General features: G+C 69.7%; 18 protein-coding genes and 1 tRNA gene. 12 read left to right on the plus strand and 7 right to left on the minus strand.

The features are described 5' to 3' along the window. Positions 1 to 10 precede the first annotated feature (10 nt). On the minus strand, positions 11 to 1165 hold the full coding sequence (locus K9D12_RS11300; RefSeq protein ID WP_223060260.1) for a phosphotransferase: 1155 nt from the start codon (positions 1163 to 1165) through the stop codon (positions 11 to 13). A gap of 41 nt (positions 1166 to 1206) precedes the next feature. Between K9D12_RS11300 and nudC the strand changes: the two genes are divergently transcribed. From nudC to K9D12_RS11320, 4 genes are all read left to right on the plus strand, one after another. Further along, a complete protein-coding gene (gene nudC / locus K9D12_RS11305; protein ID WP_223060261.1) occupies positions 1207 to 2148 on the plus strand; it encodes an NAD(+) diphosphatase in 942 nt (313 codons plus the stop codon). Positions 2149 to 2168: 20 nt separating this feature from the next. Next, positions 2169 to 4289 (plus strand): ATP-dependent DNA helicase UvrD2, encoded by a 2121-nt coding sequence (locus tag K9D12_RS11310; protein WP_223060282.1) that lies wholly within the window; start codon positions 2169 to 2171, stop codon positions 4287 to 4289. A 160-nt stretch (positions 4290 to 4449) separates the two neighbouring features. Then, entirely contained in the window at positions 4450 to 4692 is a 243-nt protein-coding gene (locus K9D12_RS11315) for a hypothetical protein (protein WP_223060262.1), read from the plus strand. Between the two features lie 152 nt (positions 4693 to 4844). Continuing rightward, entirely contained in the window at positions 4845 to 5120 is a 276-nt protein-coding gene (locus K9D12_RS11320; protein WP_223060263.1) for a WhiB family transcriptional regulator, read from the plus strand. A gap of 41 nt (positions 5121 to 5161) precedes the next feature. On the opposite strand, the gene K9D12_RS11325 is transcribed toward K9D12_RS11320, so the two are convergent. Further along, positions 5162 to 5824 (minus strand): hypothetical protein, encoded by a 663-nt coding sequence (locus tag K9D12_RS11325; protein ID WP_047310291.1) that lies wholly within the window; start codon positions 5822 to 5824, stop codon positions 5162 to 5164. Between the two features lie 155 nt (positions 5825 to 5979). Here K9D12_RS11325 and K9D12_RS11330 point away from each other — a divergent pair, with 155 nt between their 5' ends. After that, positions 5980 to 6627: a M48 family metallopeptidase gene (locus tag K9D12_RS11330; RefSeq protein WP_197078911.1), complete on the plus strand. Its 648-nt coding sequence runs from the start codon at positions 5980 to 5982 to the stop codon at positions 6625 to 6627. Positions 6628 to 6769: 142 nt separating this feature from the next. After that, entirely contained in the window at positions 6770 to 7756 is a 987-nt protein-coding gene (locus K9D12_RS11335) for a nitronate monooxygenase family protein (protein ID WP_047310290.1), read from the plus strand. 64 nt (positions 7757 to 7820) lie between these two features. On the opposite strand, the gene K9D12_RS11340 is transcribed toward K9D12_RS11335, so the two are convergent. Continuing rightward, positions 7821 to 8384 carry an NUDIX hydrolase gene (locus tag K9D12_RS11340; RefSeq protein WP_223060264.1) on the minus strand — a complete coding sequence of 188 codons (564 nt, stop codon included), beginning with the start codon at positions 8382 to 8384 and terminating at the stop codon, positions 7821 to 7823. A 23-nt stretch (positions 8385 to 8407) separates the two neighbouring features. Then, positions 8408 to 10075 carry a zinc-dependent metalloprotease gene (locus K9D12_RS11345; RefSeq protein WP_225911203.1) on the minus strand — a complete coding sequence of 556 codons (1668 nt, stop codon included), beginning with the start codon at positions 10073 to 10075 and terminating at the stop codon, positions 8408 to 8410. Between the two features lie 189 nt (positions 10076 to 10264). Between K9D12_RS11345 and K9D12_RS11350 the strand changes: the two genes are divergently transcribed. Beyond that, a complete protein-coding gene (locus tag K9D12_RS11350) occupies positions 10265 to 11311 on the plus strand; it encodes a PDZ domain-containing protein (RefSeq protein ID WP_187035743.1) in 1047 nt (348 codons plus the stop codon). A 15-nt stretch (positions 11312 to 11326) separates the two neighbouring features. Here K9D12_RS11350 and K9D12_RS11355 read toward each other — a convergent pair whose 3' ends face one another. Beyond that, the gene (locus K9D12_RS11355; protein ID WP_225911204.1) at positions 11327 to 11854 is read right to left on the minus strand and encodes a PPA1309 family protein; all 528 of its coding nucleotides are present in this window, start codon (positions 11852 to 11854) and stop codon (positions 11327 to 11329) included. A 139-nt stretch (positions 11855 to 11993) separates the two neighbouring features. On the opposite strand from K9D12_RS11355, the gene K9D12_RS11360 reads away from it, so the two are divergent. The 5 genes from K9D12_RS11360 to K9D12_RS11380 all read left to right on the plus strand — a co-directional run bounded on the left by K9D12_RS11360 (position 11994) and on the right by K9D12_RS11380 (position 17968). Further along, positions 11994 to 14990: a UPF0182 family protein gene (locus K9D12_RS11360; RefSeq protein ID WP_370633500.1), complete on the plus strand. Its 2997-nt coding sequence runs from the start codon at positions 11994 to 11996 to the stop codon at positions 14988 to 14990. 86 nt (positions 14991 to 15076) lie between these two features. Further along, positions 15077 to 15150 (plus strand) — tRNA-Met (locus K9D12_RS11365). Between the two features lie 180 nt (positions 15151 to 15330). After that, entirely contained in the window at positions 15331 to 16410 is a 1080-nt protein-coding gene (locus tag K9D12_RS11370; RefSeq protein ID WP_223060265.1) for a hypothetical protein, read from the plus strand. Positions 16411 to 16544: 134 nt separating this feature from the next. Beyond that, positions 16545 to 16931: an RNA-binding S4 domain-containing protein gene (locus K9D12_RS11375; protein ID WP_187035737.1), complete on the plus strand. Its 387-nt coding sequence runs from the start codon at positions 16545 to 16547 to the stop codon at positions 16929 to 16931. Beyond that, a complete protein-coding gene (locus K9D12_RS11380; RefSeq protein ID WP_223060266.1) occupies positions 16928 to 17968 on the plus strand; it encodes an endonuclease/exonuclease/phosphatase family protein in 1041 nt (346 codons plus the stop codon). The genes K9D12_RS11375 and K9D12_RS11380 overlap by 4 nt, the downstream gene beginning before the upstream one ends. A gap of 16 nt (positions 17969 to 17984) precedes the next feature. On the opposite strand, the gene K9D12_RS11385 is transcribed toward K9D12_RS11380, so the two are convergent. Further along, complete coding sequence (locus K9D12_RS11385) at positions 17985 to 20609, minus strand: ATP-binding cassette domain-containing protein (protein WP_370633501.1); 2625 nt, start codon at positions 20607 to 20609, stop codon at positions 17985 to 17987. A gap of 77 nt (positions 20610 to 20686) precedes the next feature. Beyond that, positions 20687 to 21769 (minus strand): FHA domain-containing protein, encoded by a 1083-nt coding sequence (locus K9D12_RS11390; protein ID WP_223060267.1) that lies wholly within the window; start codon positions 21767 to 21769, stop codon positions 20687 to 20689. Positions 21770 to 21862: the final 93 nt, after the last annotated feature.

The following is a 21862-nucleotide window of genomic DNA, read 5'->3' on the forward strand; positions in this document are numbered from 1 at the left end:
CCGAGCGAGCTCAGCTTTCGCGTTGTGGCAGGCGGGTCTTCGGGGTGTCGGCGTCCACGCGGGTGGCACCCGTGGAGGTGGCTCCGTCCTCGGCCGGGGCGTGGCCCTCGGCGCGGGCCACCCGCACCGGAATCTCCACGGTGAGATCGTCATCCGGGGCGAGGTCGCCCTCGCCGACCGACTCGATGTCGGCGGGGTCGAGAGGAGCTTCGAGGTCGATCGGCTCGATGCCTGCACGGCGCGGCGGCGGAACGAGGCTCGTGTCGTCCTCCACGTCGAAAGCGAGCTCTTCGAGAGCTTCCGCGTGGTACTCGACCAGTTCCTCTTCGCCCATCGTGCGGCTCGCGAGCAGTGCGTAGGCGAGCTCCATCTCGCCCATGAGGCGGATGCGTCGTTCGAGGTAGCTGTCGGGGCGGTCGGAGCGCTCGGCGGCGTACGCCTCGAAGGCGGTGTCGAACGCCTGTTGCGGGGCGTGTGTCCACAGGAGGGAGAAGTCTCGGGCCGGGTCCGCCACGCCGGCGTGCTCCCACCCGGTGATCGCGCTGACCTCACCCTCGTCGACGAGAACGTCCTCACCGCGCAGCGGGCCGTGCGTCACGCACGTGGAGAAACGCCAGAGCTCGGGCGCCTCGAGAGCCTCTTCCCAGCGGGAAAGCAGCGCAGACGGTACGCGCTTGGTGTCAGCCGCGCGATCGAGATCGGCCAGCAGACGCTGGCGGTAGGTCTCGGCGTCGTAGCTCGGAAGCCCGGCTTCCTCGACAACACGCGGATCGACGTCGTGAAGCTTCGCGAGGGCGACACCCACGGCGCGCGCCGCCGCGGTGCGTCCCTGCAGGTCGTTCCACTCCAGGGCGTTACCGCGTGGCTGGGCGTAGACGGCGACCGCGGGCCCTTCCTTGGGGCGGGCCGAGCCCTCGACCCGCGGAAGGTCGAACGCAAGGCGGCGGTCGAGGAGCTGGACGAGCGCGTCCGAGGCAGCGAGTTCGGCACCCGCGGCACCCGTCAGGGCCGAGCGCACCACCCAGACACGGCCGTCCTGGCCGGTGACGTGGGCGCTCTGGTAGACCGCGCCGGCAGGCACGGCGAGACCTTCGACCTTGACGGGGCGGATGCCGGGCACGGCAGCGTCGGCGAGGGCAGCGAGAAGGACGGGGGAGCGCAACACCCCTTCACCGTATGTCGGACCCGCGGCCTACGCTGGGAGGCATGCCCGACGCCACGCCTTCTTTGCCGAATCTCCTGCTTGCGTCGTCGGAGATCGACCGTGACGCAGCGGCCCGCGCCGGGCACGGTTTCGTCCGGGGGCTGCTGCAGGACGCCTCGACGAAGGTGCTCGAGGTCTTCGGTGACCGCACGGCGCTGGACGGGCGTGCGCTCGGGTGGCGGGCGCCCTCCGCAGCCGACCTCGACTGGTACGAGAACGAGGGTGTCGTGCTCTACCTGGGGCGCGCGGATGAGTCTGCTCGCCTCGCGCTTCTGCGCCCGGCCGACGACTCCCGCGAGGATCTGCTCACGCTCCGTCATGTGGCCCTCGACCTCGACCACGACGACCTGGCGGCCCTGACGACGGCCGTTGCGCTCTCGCACTGGCACGCCACGCACGGGCACTGCCCGCGTTGCGGTGGCGCCACGTTGCCGCGTCAGGCGGGATGGGTGCGTTATTGCCCGAACGACGAGTCGTTGCACTTCCCGCGCACGGACCCCGCCGTCATCATGGCCGTCGTCCACCCCGGTGAGGGCCGGGACGACGAGCGCATCCTGCTCGCCCGGGGGCCGCGCTGGAAGGGCCCGCACCGATCGGTGCTCGCGGGCTTCGTCGAACCCGGCGAATCGTTCGAGGCCGCCGTCGCACGGGAGACCTTCGAGGAATCCGGGGTCGTCGTCGACGACGTGCGCTACCTCGGTAACCAGCCGTGGCCGTTCCCGGCCTCACTCATGATCGGTTTCGTCGCCACGGCTCGCACGACAGCGCTGACACCGGAGGACGGCGAGATCGAGGAGATCGGCTGGTACTCGCGCGCCGACATCGAGCGCGGCCTCGCCGAGGGCACGCTGCGGTTGCCGGGGCGCATCTCGATCGCTCGCTCCCTCATCGAGCACTGGTACGGCGCCGAGTTGCCCGACGGCGTCGAAGGGGGCGCCGCGTGAGCTCCGTCTCCCCAGGGGCGATGAATGCCGACGCGGTACTCGAAGGGCTCGACCCGGGGCAGCGCGAGGTGGCCGCGAACCCGCTCGGCCCCATGGTCGTGCTCGCGGGTGCCGGCACCGGCAAGACCCGCGCCATCACGCACCGCATCGCCTACGGCGTCCACTCCGGTGCGCTCGTCGGCCAGCGCACCCTGGCGGTCACGTTCACGGCCCGGGCGGCCGGTGAGATGCGCACGCGACTGCGCGACCTCGGCGTCCCACAGGTCGTGGCCCGCACCTTTCACTCGGCGGCCCTCAAGCAGTTGCAGTACTTCTGGCCCCAGGCCATCGGTGGAGGCGCCCCCGAGGTGATCAAGACGAAGGGCAGCATCGTCGGCGAGGCCGCCGGGCGCCTGCGCCTGCAGATGGACCGCACTGCCCTGCGTGACGTGGCCTCCGAGATCGAGTGGGCCAAGGTCTCGATGCTCACTCCGGAGACCTACCCCGTCGCCGCTCGACGAGCCGGACGTCAGCCGGCCGACCTCGACCTGACGGCCATGGCGCGGCTGCTCGACGCGTACGAGGACGTGAAGTCCGCGCGCAACGTCATCGACTTCGAGGACGTGCTGCTGCTCATGACCGGCATCCTCGCCGAGCGCGAGGACATCGCCCGCACCGTGCGCGATCAGTATCGCCACTTCATCGTCGACGAGTACCAGGACGTCAACGCCGTCCAACAGCACCTGCTGTCGCTGTGGCTCGGCGAGCGCAAGGACCTGTGCGTCGTGGGCGACCCGGCCCAGACGATCTACTCGTTCACCGGCGCATCGCCCAGTCATCTGCGCACGTTCGCGTCGAAGTTCGAGGGCGCGAAGCGCGTCGAACTCGTGCGCAACTATCGCTCGACGCCGCAGATCGTCACGCTCGCCAACGAGGTGATGAAGAAGGCCGACCGCGCGTTCGGCAGCGTGACGCTCCAGGCCCAGCGCGGGTCCGGCACGACGCCGCACCTCGTCACCTACCCCGACGATGCGGCCGAGGCGCGCGGCGTCGTGGAGGACATCCGCGCCCTCCTCAAGGCAGGGGAGAAGCCGAGCACCATCGCCATCCTCTTCCGCACCAACGCCCAGTCCGAGGCCTTCGAGACGGCACTCGCGGATGCCGGCGTGCCGTACCAGATCCGCGGGGGCGAGCGGTACTTCAACCGTGAGGAGGTCCGTCGGGGCATCCTCCTGCTGCGCGGTGCAGCGCGTAGCGACGACGGCTCCAAGCCCCTGCCCGACACCGTCGCCGACGTCCTCATGGGCGCCGGGTGGTCGCCACATCCGCCGGCTGCCGGGGCCACCCGCGAGCGGTGGGAATCGCTGCAGTCGCTCGTGGAACTGAGCAAGGACGTCGCACGCACCGTGCCCGGGGCCCAGGTGCGTCAGTTCGTCGCCGAACTCGACCGTCGGGCCGCGGAACAACACGCGCCGAAGGTCGAGGGCATCACGCTCGCCTCCCTGCACTCGGCCAAGGGGCTGGAGTGGGATTCGGTCTTCTTAGCCGGTGCGAGCGACGGGCTGCTGCCGATCATGATGGCCACGACGCCCGAGGCGATCGAGGAGGAACGACGCCTCATGTACGTCGGCATCACGCGAGCGCGCAAGAACCTCTCCCTGAGCTTCGCGCTGGCCCGTCACGAGGGCGGACGGGCCACCCGTTCGCCGTCCCGTTTCCTCGACGGCACCGGTTCGGTACTGGAAGGAGCGGCCGCTGCGCGCCGTCCGGGCGCTCGCAGCACCCGGACGAGCAAGCCGCTCAAGGCGGCGAAGTGCCGCACCTGTGGCCGCGATCTCGACACGGCCGCCGAGCGCAAGATCGGGCGCTGCTCCGAATGCCCGGCCACCTACGACGAGGGGCAGTTCGAGGCGCTCAAGACGTGGCGACGTGGCGCCGCGCAGCGCGACAAGGTGCCAGCCTTCGTCATCTTCACCGATGCGACGCTCGTCGCCATCGCCGAGACGCGTCCGACGACGCCGGCGGGGCTGCGTGCCATCTCCGGTGTGGGCACCTCGAAGGTGACGAAATACGGCGCGTCCGTGCTCGCAGTCCTCGCCGGCGCCGACCCGGAGGCAGAGGTCGAATCGCCGAGCGCGTTCGGGGAGTTCGACCCGGCCTGACGCGGATTTCGGGGCCGCGAGAAATCTCCCCGTTAATTCGGTTGCCCGCTTCTCGACGGCCCGACTACTGTGTTCTCACATCACGGCGGATGCCTCGCATTCGCGTGAGTAGAACCGAGAAAGCTCCGCTCGCCGAGCGGACCGACCAGGGAGGTGCCTCATGGACATCATCACCACGATGACGTCGTCCGCCTCCCTGCGCGCTGCCCGCGAGGCCTGCGGTACGGGTTTCACCTTCGATCTTTCGGGGTACCCGTCTGCCCTGGGCCACGCCGGCGCTGAGCGCACCGGCGTCGTCGCCGCACAGAAGCCGAACATCGCTTCCGCCGGTGCGCGCGGCTTCGGCAAGCGTCGTCCCCACCTTTCTCGGTTCTCCCCGCATCCGCTCGGGGGTCTGGTGTAGTCACACATCAGCCTTCGAAGCGAAGCCGCGAGATCCGAAACCCGGGTCCGCGGCTTCTTTCGTGTCGATGAGATGTCGACACGTCGAGCCGGTGGACCCGCCCGAGACACATCGCCCGATGAGCGGGCGTCATCCGTGAAGCGAGGAACACCATGACCGCATTGTTCGAAGACCTCATACCCGTGGCGGTGACCCAGGTAGAGACTCCCTGCGCCACCGCCGACCCGGAACTGTGGTTCGCGCAGCAGCCTGCCGACGTCGAGTTCGCCAAGGCTCTGTGCAGCACCTGCCCCGTCGTGCGGGCGTGCCTGGCCGGTGCCAAGGAGCGCGAGGAACCGTGGGGCGTCTGGGGCGGTGAGCTGTTCGAGCGCGGCGTCGTCGTGCCGCGCAAGCGTCCGCGCGGCCGCCCCCGCAAGAACGCGGCGTGATGCCGTCACCGGTGACCGCGGCGGTCTGTGTCCGAGCGGGCTCAGGCCGCCCGGCGGCACGAGGCGGTGCACGACCAGAGGCGGTGCTCCACCTGGGGCGCCGCGATGTCGAAGGTCAGGCTCATCGAAAGGGCGTTGACGTTCGACGCCGTGAACGAGCGGACGAACAGGCCGGCGGCCCCGGCAGCGAAGGCGTGCAGCGCCGGAGCGACCGGAGTCTCCGGTCTGACCGTTGCCGCGGCGAAGGCGGGGTGGACGCAGTCGGGACACGGCCCACCGGCGCCCGCGACGGGGCCGACCGTGACGGTGCGTGAGGTGAAGGCCAGAGGAAGGACGGCCGGTCGAGGCCCGATCAACGGCCCCGGCAGATCGGGCACGTCCCCGATCGCTTCGTAGCGCCACGGCAGAGCGCCGATGAGCAGGTCGGGGGCGGGCACGGGACGCCGTCCGTCCCACTCGCCGACGGCGTCGACGAGGCCGGCTACGACGGAGACGACGGGGCGCACGAGAGCATCGGGGCCGGTGACGAGAACGCGGCACGGTCGCCGGACGGGAGCGGCGAGTGATTCGGCAAACTCGTGCCACGCGCGGACGGCCGCGTCCGGTGCGCGCCTCGAGCGCTCGGGGTCCTCGGGCACGAGGTGGCGCAGAGCTCGCCGTTCGGCGACGTGCGGGGTGGGGGTCGTGCCGCTGGGCTGGGACATGCTCGCTCCTCGTGCCTGGCCACCGTCTCCTGGGCGTGGCTTGGTCGACTCAGCGTGCCTCGCGTGTCGGGAAGCGAGTCCGCCGTTGTCCACAGCCGTCGCGGTTGTGGACAGGAGCCGGAGCGTTGTCAGCACTCTCCACTAGCGTTCACGTCATGACCAGCTCGAGCGATCGGCGCCCCACCCACCTCACGATCGACGACCAGCCCGTGGAGATTCGCCGTAGCAGCCGCCGTAAGCGCACCATTCAGGCGCGCTTCGAGGACGGTGTCGTCGTCGTGTTGGCGCCTGCTTCGATGTCGGCGCGGGAGGAGCGGCGCGCCGTCGAGGATCTCGTCCGGCGAGTGACGCGCAAGAGCCGCTCGGCGCGCAACGACGACGCCCTCATGGAGCGTGCGACACAGCTCAGCCGCACGTACGTTCCCGGCGCGCCGGTCCCCTCGTCGGTGCGGTGGGTCTCGAACATGACGAGCCGCTGGGCCTCCTGCTCACCCGCCGACGGTTCGATTCGCCTGTCCGACGCCATCGTGGGTATGCCCGCCTACGTCGTCGACGCCGTGCTCCTGCACGAGGTGGCGCACCTCGTGGAACGCGGTCACGGCGTGGCGTTCCAGACCATCGTTCGCGCCGACCCGAAACACGATGTGGCGCAGGCGTATCTCGCGGGGGCGTCGTTCGGAGCACGCCGCACCGCCGATGCGCTGCCTCAGCACGGCCTTGACGACGACAACAGTGAGCGAGCCGCGACCGATGCCCACGCGACGTCGTCGCCCGGTGACGACGCGCCCTCGGTCGTGCGCTGACCACTTCCTCCCGGGGCTCAGAGCTCGCCCGGGGCATCTCGGGTCGTGGGCAGCGTCGACCAAACCGTCCGGCTTCACCCTCGTGGGTCGCGGCTTTCGGGCACGCTGGGGGGCACGTACCCGACGAGAGGAATTGCTAGGCATGCGTACACGGTTCACCGAGCTTCTGGGCATCGAGCACCCGGTGGTTCAGGGCGGCATGATGTTCGTCGGACGGGCGCCCCTCGCAGCTGCGGTCTCCGAGGCCGGTGGCCTCGGCATCATCACCGCCCTCACCCAGCCGACGCCGGCCGAGCTCGTCCGGGAGATCGAGGCCGCGCGTGAACTCACGGACAGGCCGTTCGGCGTCAACCTCACGATCCTGCCGAGCATCAACCCGCCGCCGTACGAGGAGTACCTCGACGCGATCATCGAATCCGGCGTGACGATCCTCGAGACGGCCGGCGCCAACCCCGAGCCGTTCATGCCCAAGCTGAAGGACGCCGGCATCCGCGTCGTGCACAAGTGCACGAGCGTGCGGCACGCGCTCAAGGCGGAGCGCATCGGTGTCGACGCGGTGAGCATCGACGGCTTCGAGTGTGCGGGCCACCCCGGCGAGGACGACGTGACGGGGCTCGTGCTCGTACCCGCCACCGCCGACGCGCTCAGCATTCCGTTCATCGCCTCGGGCGGTTTCGCCGACGGACGCGGGCTCGCGGCGGCGCTCTCCCTCGGCGCGCACGGCGTCAACATGGGCACCCGGTTCATGTGCACGACCGAGTCGCCCATCGCCGACGGCGTGAAGAAGGCGATCGTCGACGCCACGGAGCGCGACACCGAACTCATCTTCCGCCCGCTGCGCAACACGGCCCGTGTGGCGAGCAACAGCATCAGTCGCGAGGTCGTCCAGATCCTTGAGGACGGAGGCGAATTCGCCGACGTTCGCGATCTCGTTGCCGGGTCGCGCGGCAAGAGGGTCTACGAGGACGGCGACCTCGAGGCCGGTATCTGGACGGCGGGCATGGTGCAGGGCCTCATCCACGACATCGTCCCCGCCGGCGAGATCGTGACGCGTACGGTCGCCGAGGCGGAGAACATCCTGCGCCGGCTCACGGCGACCTTCTCTCTCGATGCCGAGGCGCACAGCTGACGCCCCGAACGCATCAGCCCGCCACCTCCGCGTGAGGTGGCGGGCTGAGCTTCGTGTCGGCGAATCAGGTTCGGGCGGAGAGGTTCTCGCGTGCCAGGTGGATGGCTTCGACGAGGGATTCTTCCGTACCCTCGGGCAACGCGTCGACCGGCCACCACCGCACGTCGTCCGACTCGTCACTCATGACGAGGTCGCCGCTCCGGGCGATCGCGGCGTAGCGCAGGTCGAGGTGTTCACGGCACCAGTCGAAGACGGGCGGCAACGCGTGCGCGTCGACCTGGACGAGGTCGCTACTCACGAGGAGATCCCCGAGACCTGACTCCTCACGCCCCTCGCGGGCCGCCGCGTCGCGGACGCTCGCGTCGCCTGCTTCGAGGTGCCCGCCGAACTGGAACCACCGCTTCGCCTTGCCGTGCAGCGTCAACGCCACGTGTTCGAGCGACGCGTCGAGTACGACGAGTGACGCCGTGAAGTGCGTTCGCACGCCGTGGCGCCACATGCACTGCGGCTCGGCCTCGAGGACGTCGAGCATCCGCGCTCGCGTCGCCTCCAAGGCGTCAGTCGGCGCCTGCCACGCCGTGAGCGCAGCGCGGGCGTCGTCGCGCAGGAGCACGAACCCCTCCGGCATGGGCCCTGCCTGGTGGGCGGGGCTCACTTCTCGGAGTCGGACGGACCCGAAGGCGCGTCGTCTCCGTCGTCGTCCTTGTCTTCGTCACCCTCGGAGCGGTTCTCTGCCGCACCGTGACGCGGGTCCGAGGCGTCGCCGCTCGGCCGCGCGTCGGGGCCGCCGGCCTTCGTGTCGCTGGAGTCCGGCGTTTCGGAGGTCGCGCCGGCGGTGGACGCGCCAGGAGCGTCATCGGCGCGGTCGGCGTCCCACTCGGCGCGCCCCTGCGTGAGCAGCGCTTCGAGTTCGTCGTCCATGGCGTCACGCTCGGGCTCGGCCACCTCGGCGCCGGTGCGCTTGGCGATGTAGTTCTCCGGGTCGGCGATGTCGTCCGCGGTCGGGATGAAGTCGGGGTGACCCCACGCCTCGTCACGCGTGGCCGCGTCGGACGCCTCGGCGAGCTTGCGCCACAGGTCGGCGGCCTCGCGCATCTGGCGCGGACGCAGTTCGAGCCCGACGAGTGAGCTGAACGTCTTCTCGGCCGGGCCGGCCGACGCGCGACGGCGGCGCACGGCCTCGGAGAGGGCCGCGGCGTTGGGCAGGTGGCCGCGCACGGCCTCGTCGGTGACGACGTCGACCCAGCCCTCGACGAGCGCGAGCAGCGTCTCGAGGTGGGCGAGGGCGCGCTTCTGCTCCGGCGACGGCTCGGGGGAGAACAGGTTGCCGGCGAGGGCCTCCTGCATCGCCTCGGCGTCGGAGGGGTCGATGTCGCGCACTTTCTCCTCGATGGCCTCGGTGTCGATGCGGATGTCGCCGGCGTAGCTCTGCACGGCTGCGATGAGGGCGGCGCCCAACCACGGCACACGCTCGTAGAGGCGGACGCGGGCTGCTTCGCGCACGGCGAGGTAGAGGTGCACCTCTCCGGCGTCGACCCCGAGGCCGTCGGCGAACGACGCGACGTTGCCGGGCAGGATCGTCACGGCGTTCGGCGTGACGAGCGGCAGGCCAACCTCGGTGCCGGTGACTGTTTCTCCGGCCAGAGCGCCGATGGCCTGGCCGACCTGCATGCCGAACATCGAACTGCTCATCTGCTTGAGCATCGGCGTCATCTGCGACGACAGGCTCGAGATGTCGAAGCCCGCGGGCAGCATGCCCTCGGGGATGCCGAGCTGGGAGAGGTCGCCGGCGTCCATCTGACCGAGCTGTTTCATCATCGCGTCGGAGACGGCGTTGCCGACGCCGGTGGCCACCGGCTCGACGACCTTGCGCCACGTGGGCATCGTCGCTTCGATCCACTCGCTTCGTGACAGAGCGCGGGGGCGGGCGCTCGGCGCGGCGAAGTCTGTGACGGCGTCGAGCCACAGGTTGGCGACCTGCGCCACCTGGGCGACATCGCTCTGCGTCGAGGCGGGGACGCTCGGGTCACCTTCAGCGGCGACGACGCGGCGGGCCACGTCACCGGCCATGCGCTCGTTGAAAGCAGAACCGGTGTCGCCGCTCATCATGGCCTGGAACTGGGCCTGCATCATGCCGAGCTGAGCAGGGTCGATGTTGCCCAGACCCATCTGGCGCAGGGCGTCGACCATGCCAGCGTCGGGGGTGCCGCCCATGAGATTGCGCAGCATGTCCTCGAGACCGTCACCGTTGTTCCGGTTCTCGTCGCGGTCGTCGTCGCGGCCCCCGTAGGGGTTCATCGGGTTGGGAACGTCGGGCATGGAAACCTCCGCACTGGGCGTCGTCGCTTTGCGACCGACACTACCGCTCGCACCAACTCGAACTCCTCGGCGTTCTTGCAGCCGCGGGTGAGAGGATGAGCGGCGGTCGGCACCTCGCCCCGTACAACATCGAAAGGTCGCTATGAGTTCCCGCGCCTCCTTCGTCACGATCAGCCGGGCCCACTCGTGATGGCCCTGCAGCGTCGAACGAAGATCGTCCTCGGCGTCTTCCTGCTGCTCCTGGCTGCCCTCATCGCCTCCGTCGCGATCAAGGTGCCGTACGTCATCCTGCGTCCCGGGCCGGCTCCGGACACGCTCGGTTCGCTCGACGGCAAGCGCATCCTCCAGGTCAGCGGCACGAAGACCTATCCGACGACGGGTTCGCTGCGCTTCACGACGGTCTCGATGTACGGAGGGCCGGGCAACCGTCCGAGCGCACTCGAGTACGCCTTTGCGCTCACCGACTCGCACGCGGAGATCTACAAGGAGTCCGATCTCTTCGCTCCGGAGACGACGAGGGAGCAGGTCGAGCAGCAGAACGCCGCGGAGATGACGGGTTCGCAGAGTGCCGCCGAGGTGGTCGCGGCCCGCAAGGCCGGATTCACCGTGCCGGAGACGATCGAGATCGCCGCCGTCTCCGAGAAGGCCGCCGCGAAGAAGCTCCTGCGTACCAAGGACGTCATCACGAGCGTCAACGGTGTTGCGGTGAAGGATTCGCCGACCCTGCAGCGGGAGATGAAGAAGGTGAAGCCGGGGGAGAAGGTGAAGCTCGGCATCACTCGCGCCGGCAAGCCGATGACGCTCGAGGTGCCAACACAGGAGGTCGACGGGCGTGCCGTCATGGGAGTGGCCCTCAACCCGAAGGCCTCCCTGCCCTTCACGGTGAAGCTCACCGTCGGCGACGTGGGCGGCCCCAGCGCGGGCCTCATGTTCACGCTCGCGATCTACGACACGGTGACGCCGGGCCCGCTCACCGGCGGCAAGCACATCGCCGGCACGGGCACGATGAATTCCGTCGGCGAGGTCGGGCCGATCGGCGGGGTCAAGGAGAAGGTCGTCGGCGCTCGTGAAGAGGGTGCTACGGCGTTCCTCGCACCGGCCGACAACTGCGCCGAACTCAAGGGCAATGTGCCGGACGGGCTGAGCGTCTACCGCGTGGCGACGATCGACGAGGCCGTCAAGGCCGTCGAAGGCATCGCGAAGAACGACACTAAGGGCCTCGCCCGCTGCGGTTGAGGCACCGAGAGGTCGTCAGCCTGCGAGAGTGGCCTTCAGCGCATCGACGAGACCGGGGGCGATGTTCGTTCCGATGGCAACCTTGTCGTCGCTGTCCTCGGCCTTGCGTCGTACGAGGGTGATGATCTCGCCGCCACGCAGGGCAGCGACGAGGAGGCGGACGTCCTCGCGCTCCGCGTGAGAGGCCAGACGCTCCGTCGTGGAGCCTCGTGTGCCGAAGGTGTCGGTCTGCGCGCTCGGCGGCACGATGATGCGCTCCACCGCGAGTGCCACGCCTTCGACGTCATCGGGCCACGCCGTGTGGCCGAGGGCCTTCTCGAGGTCGTCGCCGACGATGGCGTCCTCCTGCTCGATGGCGGAGTACTCGTCGGGATCAATGTCCCCGAGCACGGCTGCGAGCGCGGGCTGGGCGCGCAACAGTTCGCCGTTGCGGGCGAGTGCGAAGAGCCGGGGCGCCTGGCCCCACCCTTCGGAGGCGACATGCGCCTCGGTCTCGAGCGCACAGCGGGTCAGGGGTGACAGGACGGGCTTGACGGCACTCATGGATCCCATCGTAGGCGGCCCGGGGACCCCGCGCGCACGCGTGAGGTGGGCCACGGGTTAGGTTGGGGCAGAACGCTGGAACGAGTCTGCGCGCTGAGCGCGAACGAACGCGCGCTGCGCGGGTGAAGGGGTGGGGCCGGTGCCTGCAGATCGGGTGCCCGAAGGCGGCGAGCAGCAGGTTGCTCTCGACCCCCGTTCGGTCAAGCGTGCGAGGCGCCTCGGGCTCGTCGTCGGTGGGCTCATCGTAGCGATCTTCCTCGTTCGGCTCGTCGCCGGCGCGTGGACGCAGTGGGCCTGGTTCGACTCCGTCGGCTTCGTCGGCGTGCTGCGAACCCAGTGGATCACCCAGGGCGTGCTGTTCGTCATCGGGGCGCTCCTCACCGGCGGCGCGGTCTGGACGTCCCTCGCCGTGGCGCACCGGGCACGGCCCGTCATCGTGCCGGAATCCGACGATGAGCTCGTCATGGAGCGCTACCGCGGCGCCTTCGAGCCGATCCGTCGCCGAGTGTGGATGGCCGTCCCGGCGCTCGTCGGCTTCTTCGGCGGGGCGACAGCGGCCTCCCAGTGGAAGCTCGCCCTGCTGTGGTTGAACCGTGTTCCGTTCGGCACGAAGGACGCCCACTTCAACAAGGACATCGGCTTCTTCGTCTTCACCGTGCCGTGGCTGAGCTTTCTCGTCGGCTTCCTCACGATGGTGCTCATGCTCGCCCTCCTGGCGGCGCTGCTCGCGCACTACCTCTACGGCGGCCTCAACTTCCGCGGTGCCGGGGGAGGCGCTCATTCCCGCAGCCCCCGTACGTCGGCCGCGGCTCGCGTGCACCTGTGCGTCCTCGCGGCTGCGCTCCTGCTCGTGCGCGCCGGTTCCTTCTGGCTGTCTCGCTACGAGAGCACGACGGCCGCGGGGTCGCGCATCACCGGCGTCACGTACACGGTCGATCACGCGATCATTCCGACGCGCGGCGTCCTCGCCCTCGCGGCGCTGTGCTGCGCGGCCATGTTCATCGCGACGATCGTGACGGGCACCTGGCGCGTACCGCTCGTCGGCGTCGCCATGATGACGGCGGTGGCGGTGCTCGTCGGTCAGGTGTATCCGGCGTTCGTCCAGCGCTTCCAGGTCAAGCCCTCGGAGGCGAGCAAGGAGACCCCGTACATCAAGGACGCGATGGCGGCCACGATGAAGGCCTACGGGCTCGGCGACATCGATCGGCGCAGCTACAGCGCGACGACCGACGCATCCGGTGGGCAGCTGCGTGGTGACACCGCGACGATGCGCGGTATCCGCCTGCTCGACCCCACCGTCGTCGGCGCCACGTTCCAGCAGCTGCAGGGGCGCGTGAACTACTACCGCTTCCCGGCCAGCCTCGACGTCGACCGCTACACGACGAACGGCGAGAAGCGCGACACCGTCGTTGCGGTGCGCGGCCTCAACCTCGCGGGTGTGCCCGCCTCGCAGCGCAACTGGGTCAACGACTACACCGTGTACACGCACGGCTACGGCGTCGTCGCGGCCGACGGCGGCAAGCTCACCTCCGAGGGCGCGCCCGTCTTCGTCGAGAAGGACATGCCGACGAACGGGGTACTCGGCAAGTACGAACCGCGCATCTACTTCGGCGAGGACATGCCCGGCTTCTCCATCGTCGGTGGCCAGGGCGCTCGCGAACTCGACCACCCCGACGCCTCGGGTGAACAGAAGCGCACGCGCTACGCCGGCAAGGGTGGTGTCGCCCTGTCGAACCCGATGAGCCGCCTCGCGTACGCCGTGACCTACGGCGACAAGAACATCCTGCTGTCCGACGCGGTGGGTGACGGCAGCCGCATCATCGACAACCGCGACCCCTCCGAGCGCGTCAAGGCCGTGGCGCCGTGGCTCACCACGGACGGCGACGTCTACCCGAGCGTCGTCGACGGGCGGGTGCAGTGGATCGTCGACGGCTACACGACGAGTGACAACTACCCGGGCGCGGCGAAGTCGAACCTCTCCGGTGCCACGTCCGACTCGACGACGGCGACCTCGCGCAACGTCCGTGCCCTGCGTGACGGCCAGGTCAACTACATCCGCAACTCGGTCAAGGCCACGGTCGACGCCTACAGCGGCGAGGTGAAGCTCTACGCGTGGGAGCCGAACGACCCGATGCTCAAGGCCTGGACGAAGGCGTTCGGCGGTTCGGTGAAGCCGATGTCGCAGATGAGCGCCGATCTCGTCTCCCACGTTCGTTACCCATCGGACCTGTTCAAGGTGCAGCGAACGGTGCTCGAGACCTACCACCAGAACGATGCGGGTGAGTTCTTCAACGCGAGTGACCAGTGGCAGGTGCCGGACGACCCGACGGCCGGTGAGAACGCCAAGGGCCAGCCCCAGCCGCCGTACTACCTCACGCTCGCGATGCCGGGGCAGAAGGCGCCGAGTTACTCGCTCACGTCCACGTACATTCCGGTCGGTTCGCGACAGAACCTCACCGGCTACCTGTCGGTCGACTCCGACGCGGGCTCCGAGGCGGGCAAGAAGGCCTCGACCTACGGGCGGGTGCGTCTGCTCGAGATGCCCGGTTCGACCTCGGTCACGGGCCCGGCGCAGTTCCAGAACGATCTCGACTCGACGACGCGCACCTCGGCCGACGGCAGCGTGCCCCTCACGCAGTTCCTCAGCCAGGCGCGACAGTCCGGTTCGACGGTGGCGCGCGGCAACCTGCTCACGCTGCCCGTCGGGGGAGGCTTCCTCTACGTCGAGCCCATCTACGTCCAGGCCCGGGGTGCAACGTCCTACCCGCTGCAGCGCGCGGTCGTCGTCGGGTTCGGCAACAAGCTCGCATGGGCGCCGACCCTCGAGGCGGCGCTCGACGATCTGTTCGCAGGAGACTCCGGAGCGGACGGGGCGCCGCAGCCGTCCCAGGACGACGCGAATTCGGGCAAGGACTCGGAGAAGGACTCCGGGAAGGATTCGACGACGAAGCCGTCGACCTCGTCCAACGCAACGCTCGACAAGGCCCTGAAGGATCTGCAGAAGGCGTACGACGACGGGCAGGCCGCCATGAAGAAGGGTGACTGGAAGGCCTACGGCGAGGCGCAGCAGCGTCTGCAGAAGGCTCTCGACTCGGCCACGTCGGCCGCGCCGTCGGGCTCGGTCACGGCGAAGTGAGGCGCGTCGGTGGTGGCGTGAGGCACCTCACGCCGCCACCGATTTGCGTATTCCGTTCACCTGCTCTTAAGGTTGAGGCATACCGACGCGGGGTGGAGCAGCTCGGTAGCTCGCCGGGCTCATAACCCGGAGGTCGCAGGTTCAAATCCTGTCCCCGCTACTGCGGTCCCACGTCGGACCACGGAAGGCCCGGAATCTCGTACGAGGTTCCGGGCCTTTTGCGTGCTCACGCAACAAGTTGGTCACAAGGTCAGCCGGGTGTCCTCTCCGGGCCGAGCGCGTGGGACGATTCGTCTTGCGACGTCGTCGCGCCTTCTTCTGCGCTTTCCCCGGAGTCTTCGTGCCCTCTTCCCTCCTGCGTACGCGTCTGCGTCGCACCGCCGTCACGTCGGCGTTCTTCCCCGCACTCGTTCTCGGCGGGCTCGCCATCGCCCCCAGTGCAGCGGCCGCCGATGTCACGCCCCCGGTCGTGCTGACGACCGACGACGCGGCGAAGGTGGCTCCGGCAACGACGGGCCAGCAGGAGGCTGCGGAGGAGACCGACGCGGCGAAGCCGACGCGAACCCCCCAGACTGTGCCTGCAGCGACCGTCCCGTCCGCGGGCCCGGCCACGACCACAACGCTCGAAGGGCCGGCGTCGGTGACACCTGCGCCGAAGCCCGCAGCCACGATGCCGGTCAAGACGCCAGCGGGAGAGCCCACGTCTAAGCCCTCCGGCGCCGTGCCGGAGAAGGTCTTCGGTATGAAGGCGCCGAAGAACCCCGAGGACGCGACGAACGACGACGAGATCCTCGCCTGGACGATCAAGAACGCCTCGGTGGCCGAGCGTCACCAGATCGCGGAGGAAATGGGTATCCGCTATCCCGCGGCGGTCGAGATTCTCGGCTCTGTGTGCGACAAGGGCCGGGGCTACATCGGCGTCTGGGCGATCAACCTTGCGGCGACCGAAGCGCGTTGGAACGTCACCCTCGACGGTCGCGGGTACGCCGGCGCCCGGGTGCTGCCGCAGAGCCACGACTACGGAGCCATCGGTGTGCCGAACGGCCGCCACGCGGTCGCCTTCGTCAACCCGGCCACGGGTGCCGTCGGCGCCCGCACCTCGACGTCGCTGCGCTGCGGCGTCGTGGCCCCGAAGCCCGCCACCAAGCCCGTCTCGAAGCCGATGGCGCCGAAGGCCCCGGTCGCGACGCCGCGTGCAGTCGCCCCGCGCCCCGCGTCGCCTGTGGTGGCCCGTCCTGCTGCCGTGCCGGCAGCAGCGCCGCACGCTCAGGCCCCTGCGGCCGTCGGACCGACTGTGCAGACCGACTACGAGGCGCCGGCGCACACGGCGGCGAGTTCTCGCGTGAGCCTGACGGGCCTGGCCGTTGCGGGGGTGCTCGCCGCCGGTGCGGTTCTCCTACGCCGGCGGTTCATGCACTGATCGCTCAGCCCTTCGACGTCCGTTCCTCGCTCCGGCGAGGAGCGGACGTCGTCTTTTCGTCTCCTCGAGGCTCCAGGCGCGTTCTCGGAGCGAACATGCAGTCGGGCCGCAGCCTGCCTGCCTAGGCTGAGCGGGTGAGCACTCCTGTAAAGCGCGGCAGCGTCCGCGTCGACGTGTGGCTGTGGTCCGTGCGCGTCTACAAGACACGCTCGGCCGCGACGAGCGGCTGCAAGGCCGGTCACGTGAGAATCAACGGTGTGAGCGCGAAACCCGCCACGAACGTCTCCGTCGGTGACGAGGTGCGCGTTCGTCTGCACGGCTTCGATCGGATCCTCGGGGTCGTGGACCTCATCAGCAAGCGCGTCGGCGCCCCCGTCGCGGCACGCTGCTACGACGACCGCACCCCGGAGCGCCCCCGCGAGGTCATCCCGCAGGTGCCCGTACGCGACCGCGGTGCAGGGCGTCCGACGAAGAAGGACCGTCGGGAGATGGACCGACTACGACAGGTCTTGCGCGGATGAGCGAGCCCGGCCCCGCTGATTTCACGGCGTCGGCTCAGCGGCACGGCGTCGGTCCGAGCGGTCGTGGAGTTCCGCCGTTGCGGCGTACCGCAGGCCGGTTCGTGGCGGCCGCGTCGCTCGGGGTGGCGTTCCTCGCTTCCCTCATGTGGGTTGATGTGCTCGCCGGGAACGTCGTGCCGGTCCTTCAGGCCCTCACGCCGGTGTGGATCATCGCCGCGTTCGGTTGCCTCGCCCTCACGCTCGTTGTGCGAACACGAGCGAGCTTCGTCGCGCTGGTGCCGCTCGTGGTGAGCACACTCGCTGCCGCCGTCGCCCTGAGCAGTCACCCGGAGGTGCCACGCGAGGTCGCAACCAGGGCCGGCGATCACCATCTTCGTGTGCTCTCCCTCAACAGCGAACTGGGAGAAGCGGAAACGGCCTCCGTCATGGAGGCGGTTCGCGAGACGAATCCGGACGTCGTCGTCTTCGTCGAGATGACGACGGCGCGTCTGCGCTCCCTCGACGACGCAGGCCTCGCCCAGCGCTTTCCGCACCGCTCACGCGGCATGATCGACGACGGCTCACGCGGGACCGTGATCCTGTCGAGGTTCCCGACCGAGACGCTGGACGCCGACACCGAGCTCGGCCCGTGGGATCTCCAGTCGCCTGTCGTACGCGTGCACGCACCGGGCGCACAGATCGTCGTCAAGGGCGTTCACACCTACCCGCCGCTTCGCGACGGTGTCGCGCAGTGGCGTCCCCAGCTACGGGCGGAGGGGGAGTGGCAGCGTGAGCGGACAGCCGAGCACGTCGTCATGGCGGGGGACTTCAACGCCTCGAGAGCCCACCCCGCGTTCCGGCAGTTGTCCCGCGGGATGGTGGACGCCTATCCGCACGTCCACGGTGCTTGGCGCCCCACGTGGCCGATGGGCGGCTCGATCCCGGCCTTCAGCCAGATCGACCACATCCTGACCCGCGGCTTCGTGCCGGAGCAGGCGGGTATCGTCACCGTGGAGGGCACGGACCACGCGGGCGTCTGGAGCGACCTGCGCTACTGAGGCGCCCGCGCAGCCGTCACATGCTCTTGCGGCGGCGCGTGCTCACGAGGGCCACGAGGAAGGCCACGACGAACTGCACGATGAGGATGGCAGCGCCGAGAGCCCACTTGCTGCTCTCGCGCAGCCAGAACGGATCCCACTCACGCTCGCGCCCGGGGATGGTGAGGCTCTGGTGCACGTCGGCGGTCTGTGCGCCGAGCGCGAGACCCCAGCGGCTCGGGAAGATACTGCCCATGGCGCGCATGGCCGCCGAGTTGAGGTCGAACAGTCCGCCGGAGAACACCAGGGCGCCCATGATGACGATGACGAGCATCGGCATGACCTGCTCGTTCGTCTTCGCGAAGCTCGAGAGCGCGAGGCCGATACCGACAGCCGCGAGACCGGTGAGGAACGCGATGAGGTAGGTCTCGAGAATCGGGCTGCCGAGGGTGACTGCTGCGTCCGGCGCACCCTTGCCGAGGATGACGAGGGCCACCATGACGCCGCACTGCACGGCGATGAGCAGACCGTACGTGACGGCCTTGCTCCCGATGTAGGCGAACGGGGAGAGGCCGACAGCCTTCTCCCGAAGGAAGATCGGTCGCTCGGCGACGAGTTCTCGGATCGTCGCGGCGAGGCCCATGAACACCGAACCCATGACGATGAGCGTCATGATCTGACTCGATTCGGGGGTCAGCGTGACCTTGCTCGGATCACCCCCTGCGGCCGCGACTTCCTTCTCGAAGAAGACGGTGTGCAGCCCGTGGCTGCCCGGCACGAGCATGGCGAGGCCCGCCAGCGCGATGGGCAGCAGGAGCATGAATCCGACAAAGCCCCGGTCGGCCGCAATGACGCGGAACTGACGGCGGATGAGCGTCGACAGCTGGCGTCCGATCGTCTGCTGGCGCGGAGCCTTGTCCTCGGTCGTCGATGCCGGTGAGCGAGGTGCACTGAGCGGAGCCGAGACGTGGCTGTCCATGAGCGCAGAGCGGCGGAACGTGTCCTGCGAGCGCTCCGGGTCGTCGGTGACGGTGTTGAACACGTCGGCGTGGTCGGACGCGGAGAAGAACGGCAGCATCTCCTCGGGCGGGCCGAAGAAGGCCACCTTGCCGCCCGGAGCGAGCATGAGCACGCGGTCACACACGCCGAGGCTCGCCACGTTGTGGGTGATGACGACGACGGTGCGGCCGCCGTCGGCGAGGCCGCGCAGGGTGAGCATGACACGCTTGTCGAGGCCCGGGTCGAGGCCCGAGGTCGGCTCGTCGAGGAAGAGCAGCGACGGGCGGGTGAGCAGCTCCAGAGCAACCGAGGTGCGCTTGCGCTGACCACCGGACAGGCGCGCCACCTGGGTGTCGGCGTGCGCCGTGAGGCCGAGTTCGTCGATGACCTCCTCGACGCGCTCCTCTCGCGGCTCCTTGTCGAGGTCGTCCGGGAACCGGAGCTCGGCGGCGTAGCGCAGGGCCTGGCGGACCGTCAGCTCCGGGTGGACGACGTCGTCCTGGGGCACGACACCGATGCGGTGGCGCAGATCCTCGTAGTTGTCGTAGAGGTCACGGCCGTCATAGTAGACCTCGCCCTCGGTGGCCTTCTGCGCACCGATGAGGGCCTTGAGCAGAGTCGACTTTCCGGCGCCGGAAGGGCCGATGACGGCGACGAGACTCGAACCTTCGAGGCCGAAGCTGACATCGTCGAGCAGCTTCTTGCCGTCGGGTAGGACGAACGAGAGGTGGTTGGCGACGAAGCTGACGTCACCTTCGTCCTCACTCGCGACGAGTCGGCCCTGCTTGAGCGTGAAGCGTGTGCGGCCGACGGCGAGCAGGTCGTCCTCGCGCAGGGTTCCGCGGTGAATGCGAGCACCGTTGATGTAGGTGCCGTTGCGGCTGCCGAGATCCTCGACGGCGAACGAGTCGCCCTGGGGGACGAGACGTACGTGCTGGCGGCTGGCGAGCAGATCCTTGATGACGATCTCGTTCTCGAGACCGCGGCCGATGGTGATGGTGCCGGTCGGCGCGTTCATGGCCTGTGGAGCCGCACCCTGGACGGTCATGCGGCCGGTCGGCTGCGGTTCGACCTGCCCACTCCAGCCCTGGAAGACGTCGCCCGTCGCGCGGCGCTGTTCGGGGGCCCGTGGCGGGCGGGGGAGACGGATGGGCCCGGTCGTCGTGACGCCGGAACCGTCCTGGTTGGCCGGAGCAGCGGCCCTGGGGAGCGGGCCGCTCGCCGCCGTGGGGCCACCCGTGTGCGTGGCCTGAGTGTCACCGGAGGAGGTCTTGGCGCGCGGCATGGGTGCGGAAACGGGACCGGTGCCGGCGTGTCCGGTGGCGCTCGTGTTCGAGCCCGTGCGTTCTGCGGGGGCCGCCGAGATTCCGACCCGGAACGGGACGCCGCGTTCACCGCCGAGGCGAACACTCTCGCCGCCACGGAGTGCGACATATCCGCGCACCCGGTGTCCGCCGACCCACGTGCCGTTCGAGCTGTCGAGGTCACGAAGCTGCCACGAGCCGTTCTCATGACGGATCTCTGCGTGACGGCGGGAGACGTCGGCGTTCGCGAGGGGCACGTCCGCGGCCCGATCACGCCCCAACGTCAACCTCTGACCTGGGGACAGCCGGATGCGGCGCCCCTCCACCTCGATGTGCAGCTCCTGCTGAGCGTCGTTCACGCTCGTCCTTCCCCTTTGGTACGTGCTCGAACGAAGCTGACCGCCGGCGTGCACGCCCGCCGGCGGTCGCGTGGCGATCAGACCGAGACGAGCCAGCCGTCGCGCACCTCGAACGTCGAGGCGCCGATGCCGATGCGGTCGCCCTCGTGCAGGTGCGTCTGTTCGACGCGGCGGCCGTTGACGAAGGTGCCGTTGCGCGAGCCGAGGTCGCGCAGGAGGAGGCCTTCCTCGTCGGCGGTGATGACGACGTGACGACGCGAGACGAGCATGTCGTCGAGGACGATGCTGTTACTGCGGCTGCGTCCGATCGTCAGGGAGTCGTCCGGCAGGTCGTCGTTCTGACCGATGACCTGCGGCGGGTTCGACTCGTACTCCTGCGGCGTGGCGGCCGAGCTGGCCGAGCTGTCGGCGCCGGTCTGGCCGAGGTTCGGCGCCGAGGCGTAGCTGGCGGGCGCCGCGCTCGCGGACGAGGGTCCCTCGTTCCGCTCGGGCCGGGAGCCGCCGGTGTCGCCACCGTCACGCGGCTGCTGGTGCGGTGCGCTCTCGTAGGAGCGAGCAGATTCGGCCTGGGGCGGTGCGCTCTCGTAGCGCGACTCGTTCCCGTACGCACCGTGTGAGGCGGAATCCGACGAGGGGTCGCTCGCGCGTGGCGCGTGGTCGCTGCGATCCGGGGCGTCGAAGCGCGATGCGCCTGATGCACCGGACCAGCCGTATCCGGCGTTGTCGGGGTGGGAGCTCGAGATCTCCTCGGCGGTGGAGCCGCTGCCCGCCGCACCGGCCCAGCCGGGAGCGGATGCGGACTGGGCATCGGACGGGAAGGAGCGCGAGGCTCCGGCGTCCGAACCCGCATTCGGCTCGAAGCCCCACGGGTTACCGAGGGGCGCCGATGCTTCTTCGCCGTGCCCGGCCTCGTCGCGGCGGGGCACGCGTGCGCCCTCCTGCCCACCCTGCTGGTTCGGGTGAGACGCCTCGGACGAATAACCCCAGTTGCCCTGGGCGCCGAGGCCGGGCGCCGCCTCGCTCTGCGGGGGCGTCGGTTCGGGGGCCTTCGCTGCGGGGGCGTCGGGGCTCGGGCCCTGCCACGCCGGTTCGGCGCCGCCGGGCTGCGGGGCGCTCCACTGGATGGCGTGGGGCTGCCTCTGGTTGTGCTCGCCGTTCATCGCACACTCCGTCGTCTCGTGTCGCGTGGCGCGACCGAATCGTCTGACTCGTCCTGGCCTCGTGCGCACGGGTCGAATCTCGTCCCGGCACAC

The sequence above is a fragment of the Dermacoccus sp. Tok2021 genome (assembly GCF_019895135.1).
Classification (GTDB): Bacteria; Actinomycetota; Actinomycetes; order Actinomycetales; family Dermatophilaceae; genus Dermacoccus; species Dermacoccus abyssi.

Coding starts and splice junctions, on each gene's coding strand:
- nudC (WP_223060261.1), top strand. CDS start 1,207: ATGCCCGACGCCACGCCTTCTTTGCCGAATCTCCTGCTTGCGTCGTCG.
- K9D12_RS11310 (WP_223060282.1), top strand. CDS start 2,169: ATGAATGCCGACGCGGTACTCGAAGGGCTCGACCCGGGGCAGCGCGAG.
- K9D12_RS11315 (WP_223060262.1), top strand. CDS start 4,450: ATGGACATCATCACCACGATGACGTCGTCCGCCTCCCTGCGCGCTGCC.
- K9D12_RS11320 (WP_223060263.1), top strand. CDS start 4,845: ATGACCGCATTGTTCGAAGACCTCATACCCGTGGCGGTGACCCAGGTA.
- K9D12_RS11325 (WP_047310291.1), bottom strand. CDS start 5,824: ATGTCCCAGCCCAGCGGCACGACCCCCACCCCGCACGTCGCCGAACGG.
- K9D12_RS11330 (WP_197078911.1), top strand. CDS start 5,980: ATGACCAGCTCGAGCGATCGGCGCCCCACCCACCTCACGATCGACGAC.
- K9D12_RS11335 (WP_047310290.1), top strand. CDS start 6,770: ATGCGTACACGGTTCACCGAGCTTCTGGGCATCGAGCACCCGGTGGTT.
- K9D12_RS11340 (WP_223060264.1), bottom strand. CDS start 8,384: ATGCCGGAGGGGTTCGTGCTCCTGCGCGACGACGCCCGCGCTGCGCTC.
- K9D12_RS11345 (WP_225911203.1), bottom strand. CDS start 10,075: ATGCCCGACGTTCCCAACCCGATGAACCCCTACGGGGGCCGCGACGAC.
- K9D12_RS11350 (WP_187035743.1), top strand. CDS start 10,265: ATGGCCCTGCAGCGTCGAACGAAGATCGTCCTCGGCGTCTTCCTGCTG.
- K9D12_RS11355 (WP_225911204.1), bottom strand. CDS start 11,854: ATGAGTGCCGTCAAGCCCGTCCTGTCACCCCTGACCCGCTGTGCGCTC.
- K9D12_RS11380 (WP_223060266.1), top strand. CDS start 16,928: ATGAGCGAGCCCGGCCCCGCTGATTTCACGGCGTCGGCTCAGCGGCAC.
- K9D12_RS11390 (WP_223060267.1), bottom strand. CDS start 21,769: ATGAACGGCGAGCACAACCAGAGGCAGCCCCACGCCATCCAGTGGAGC.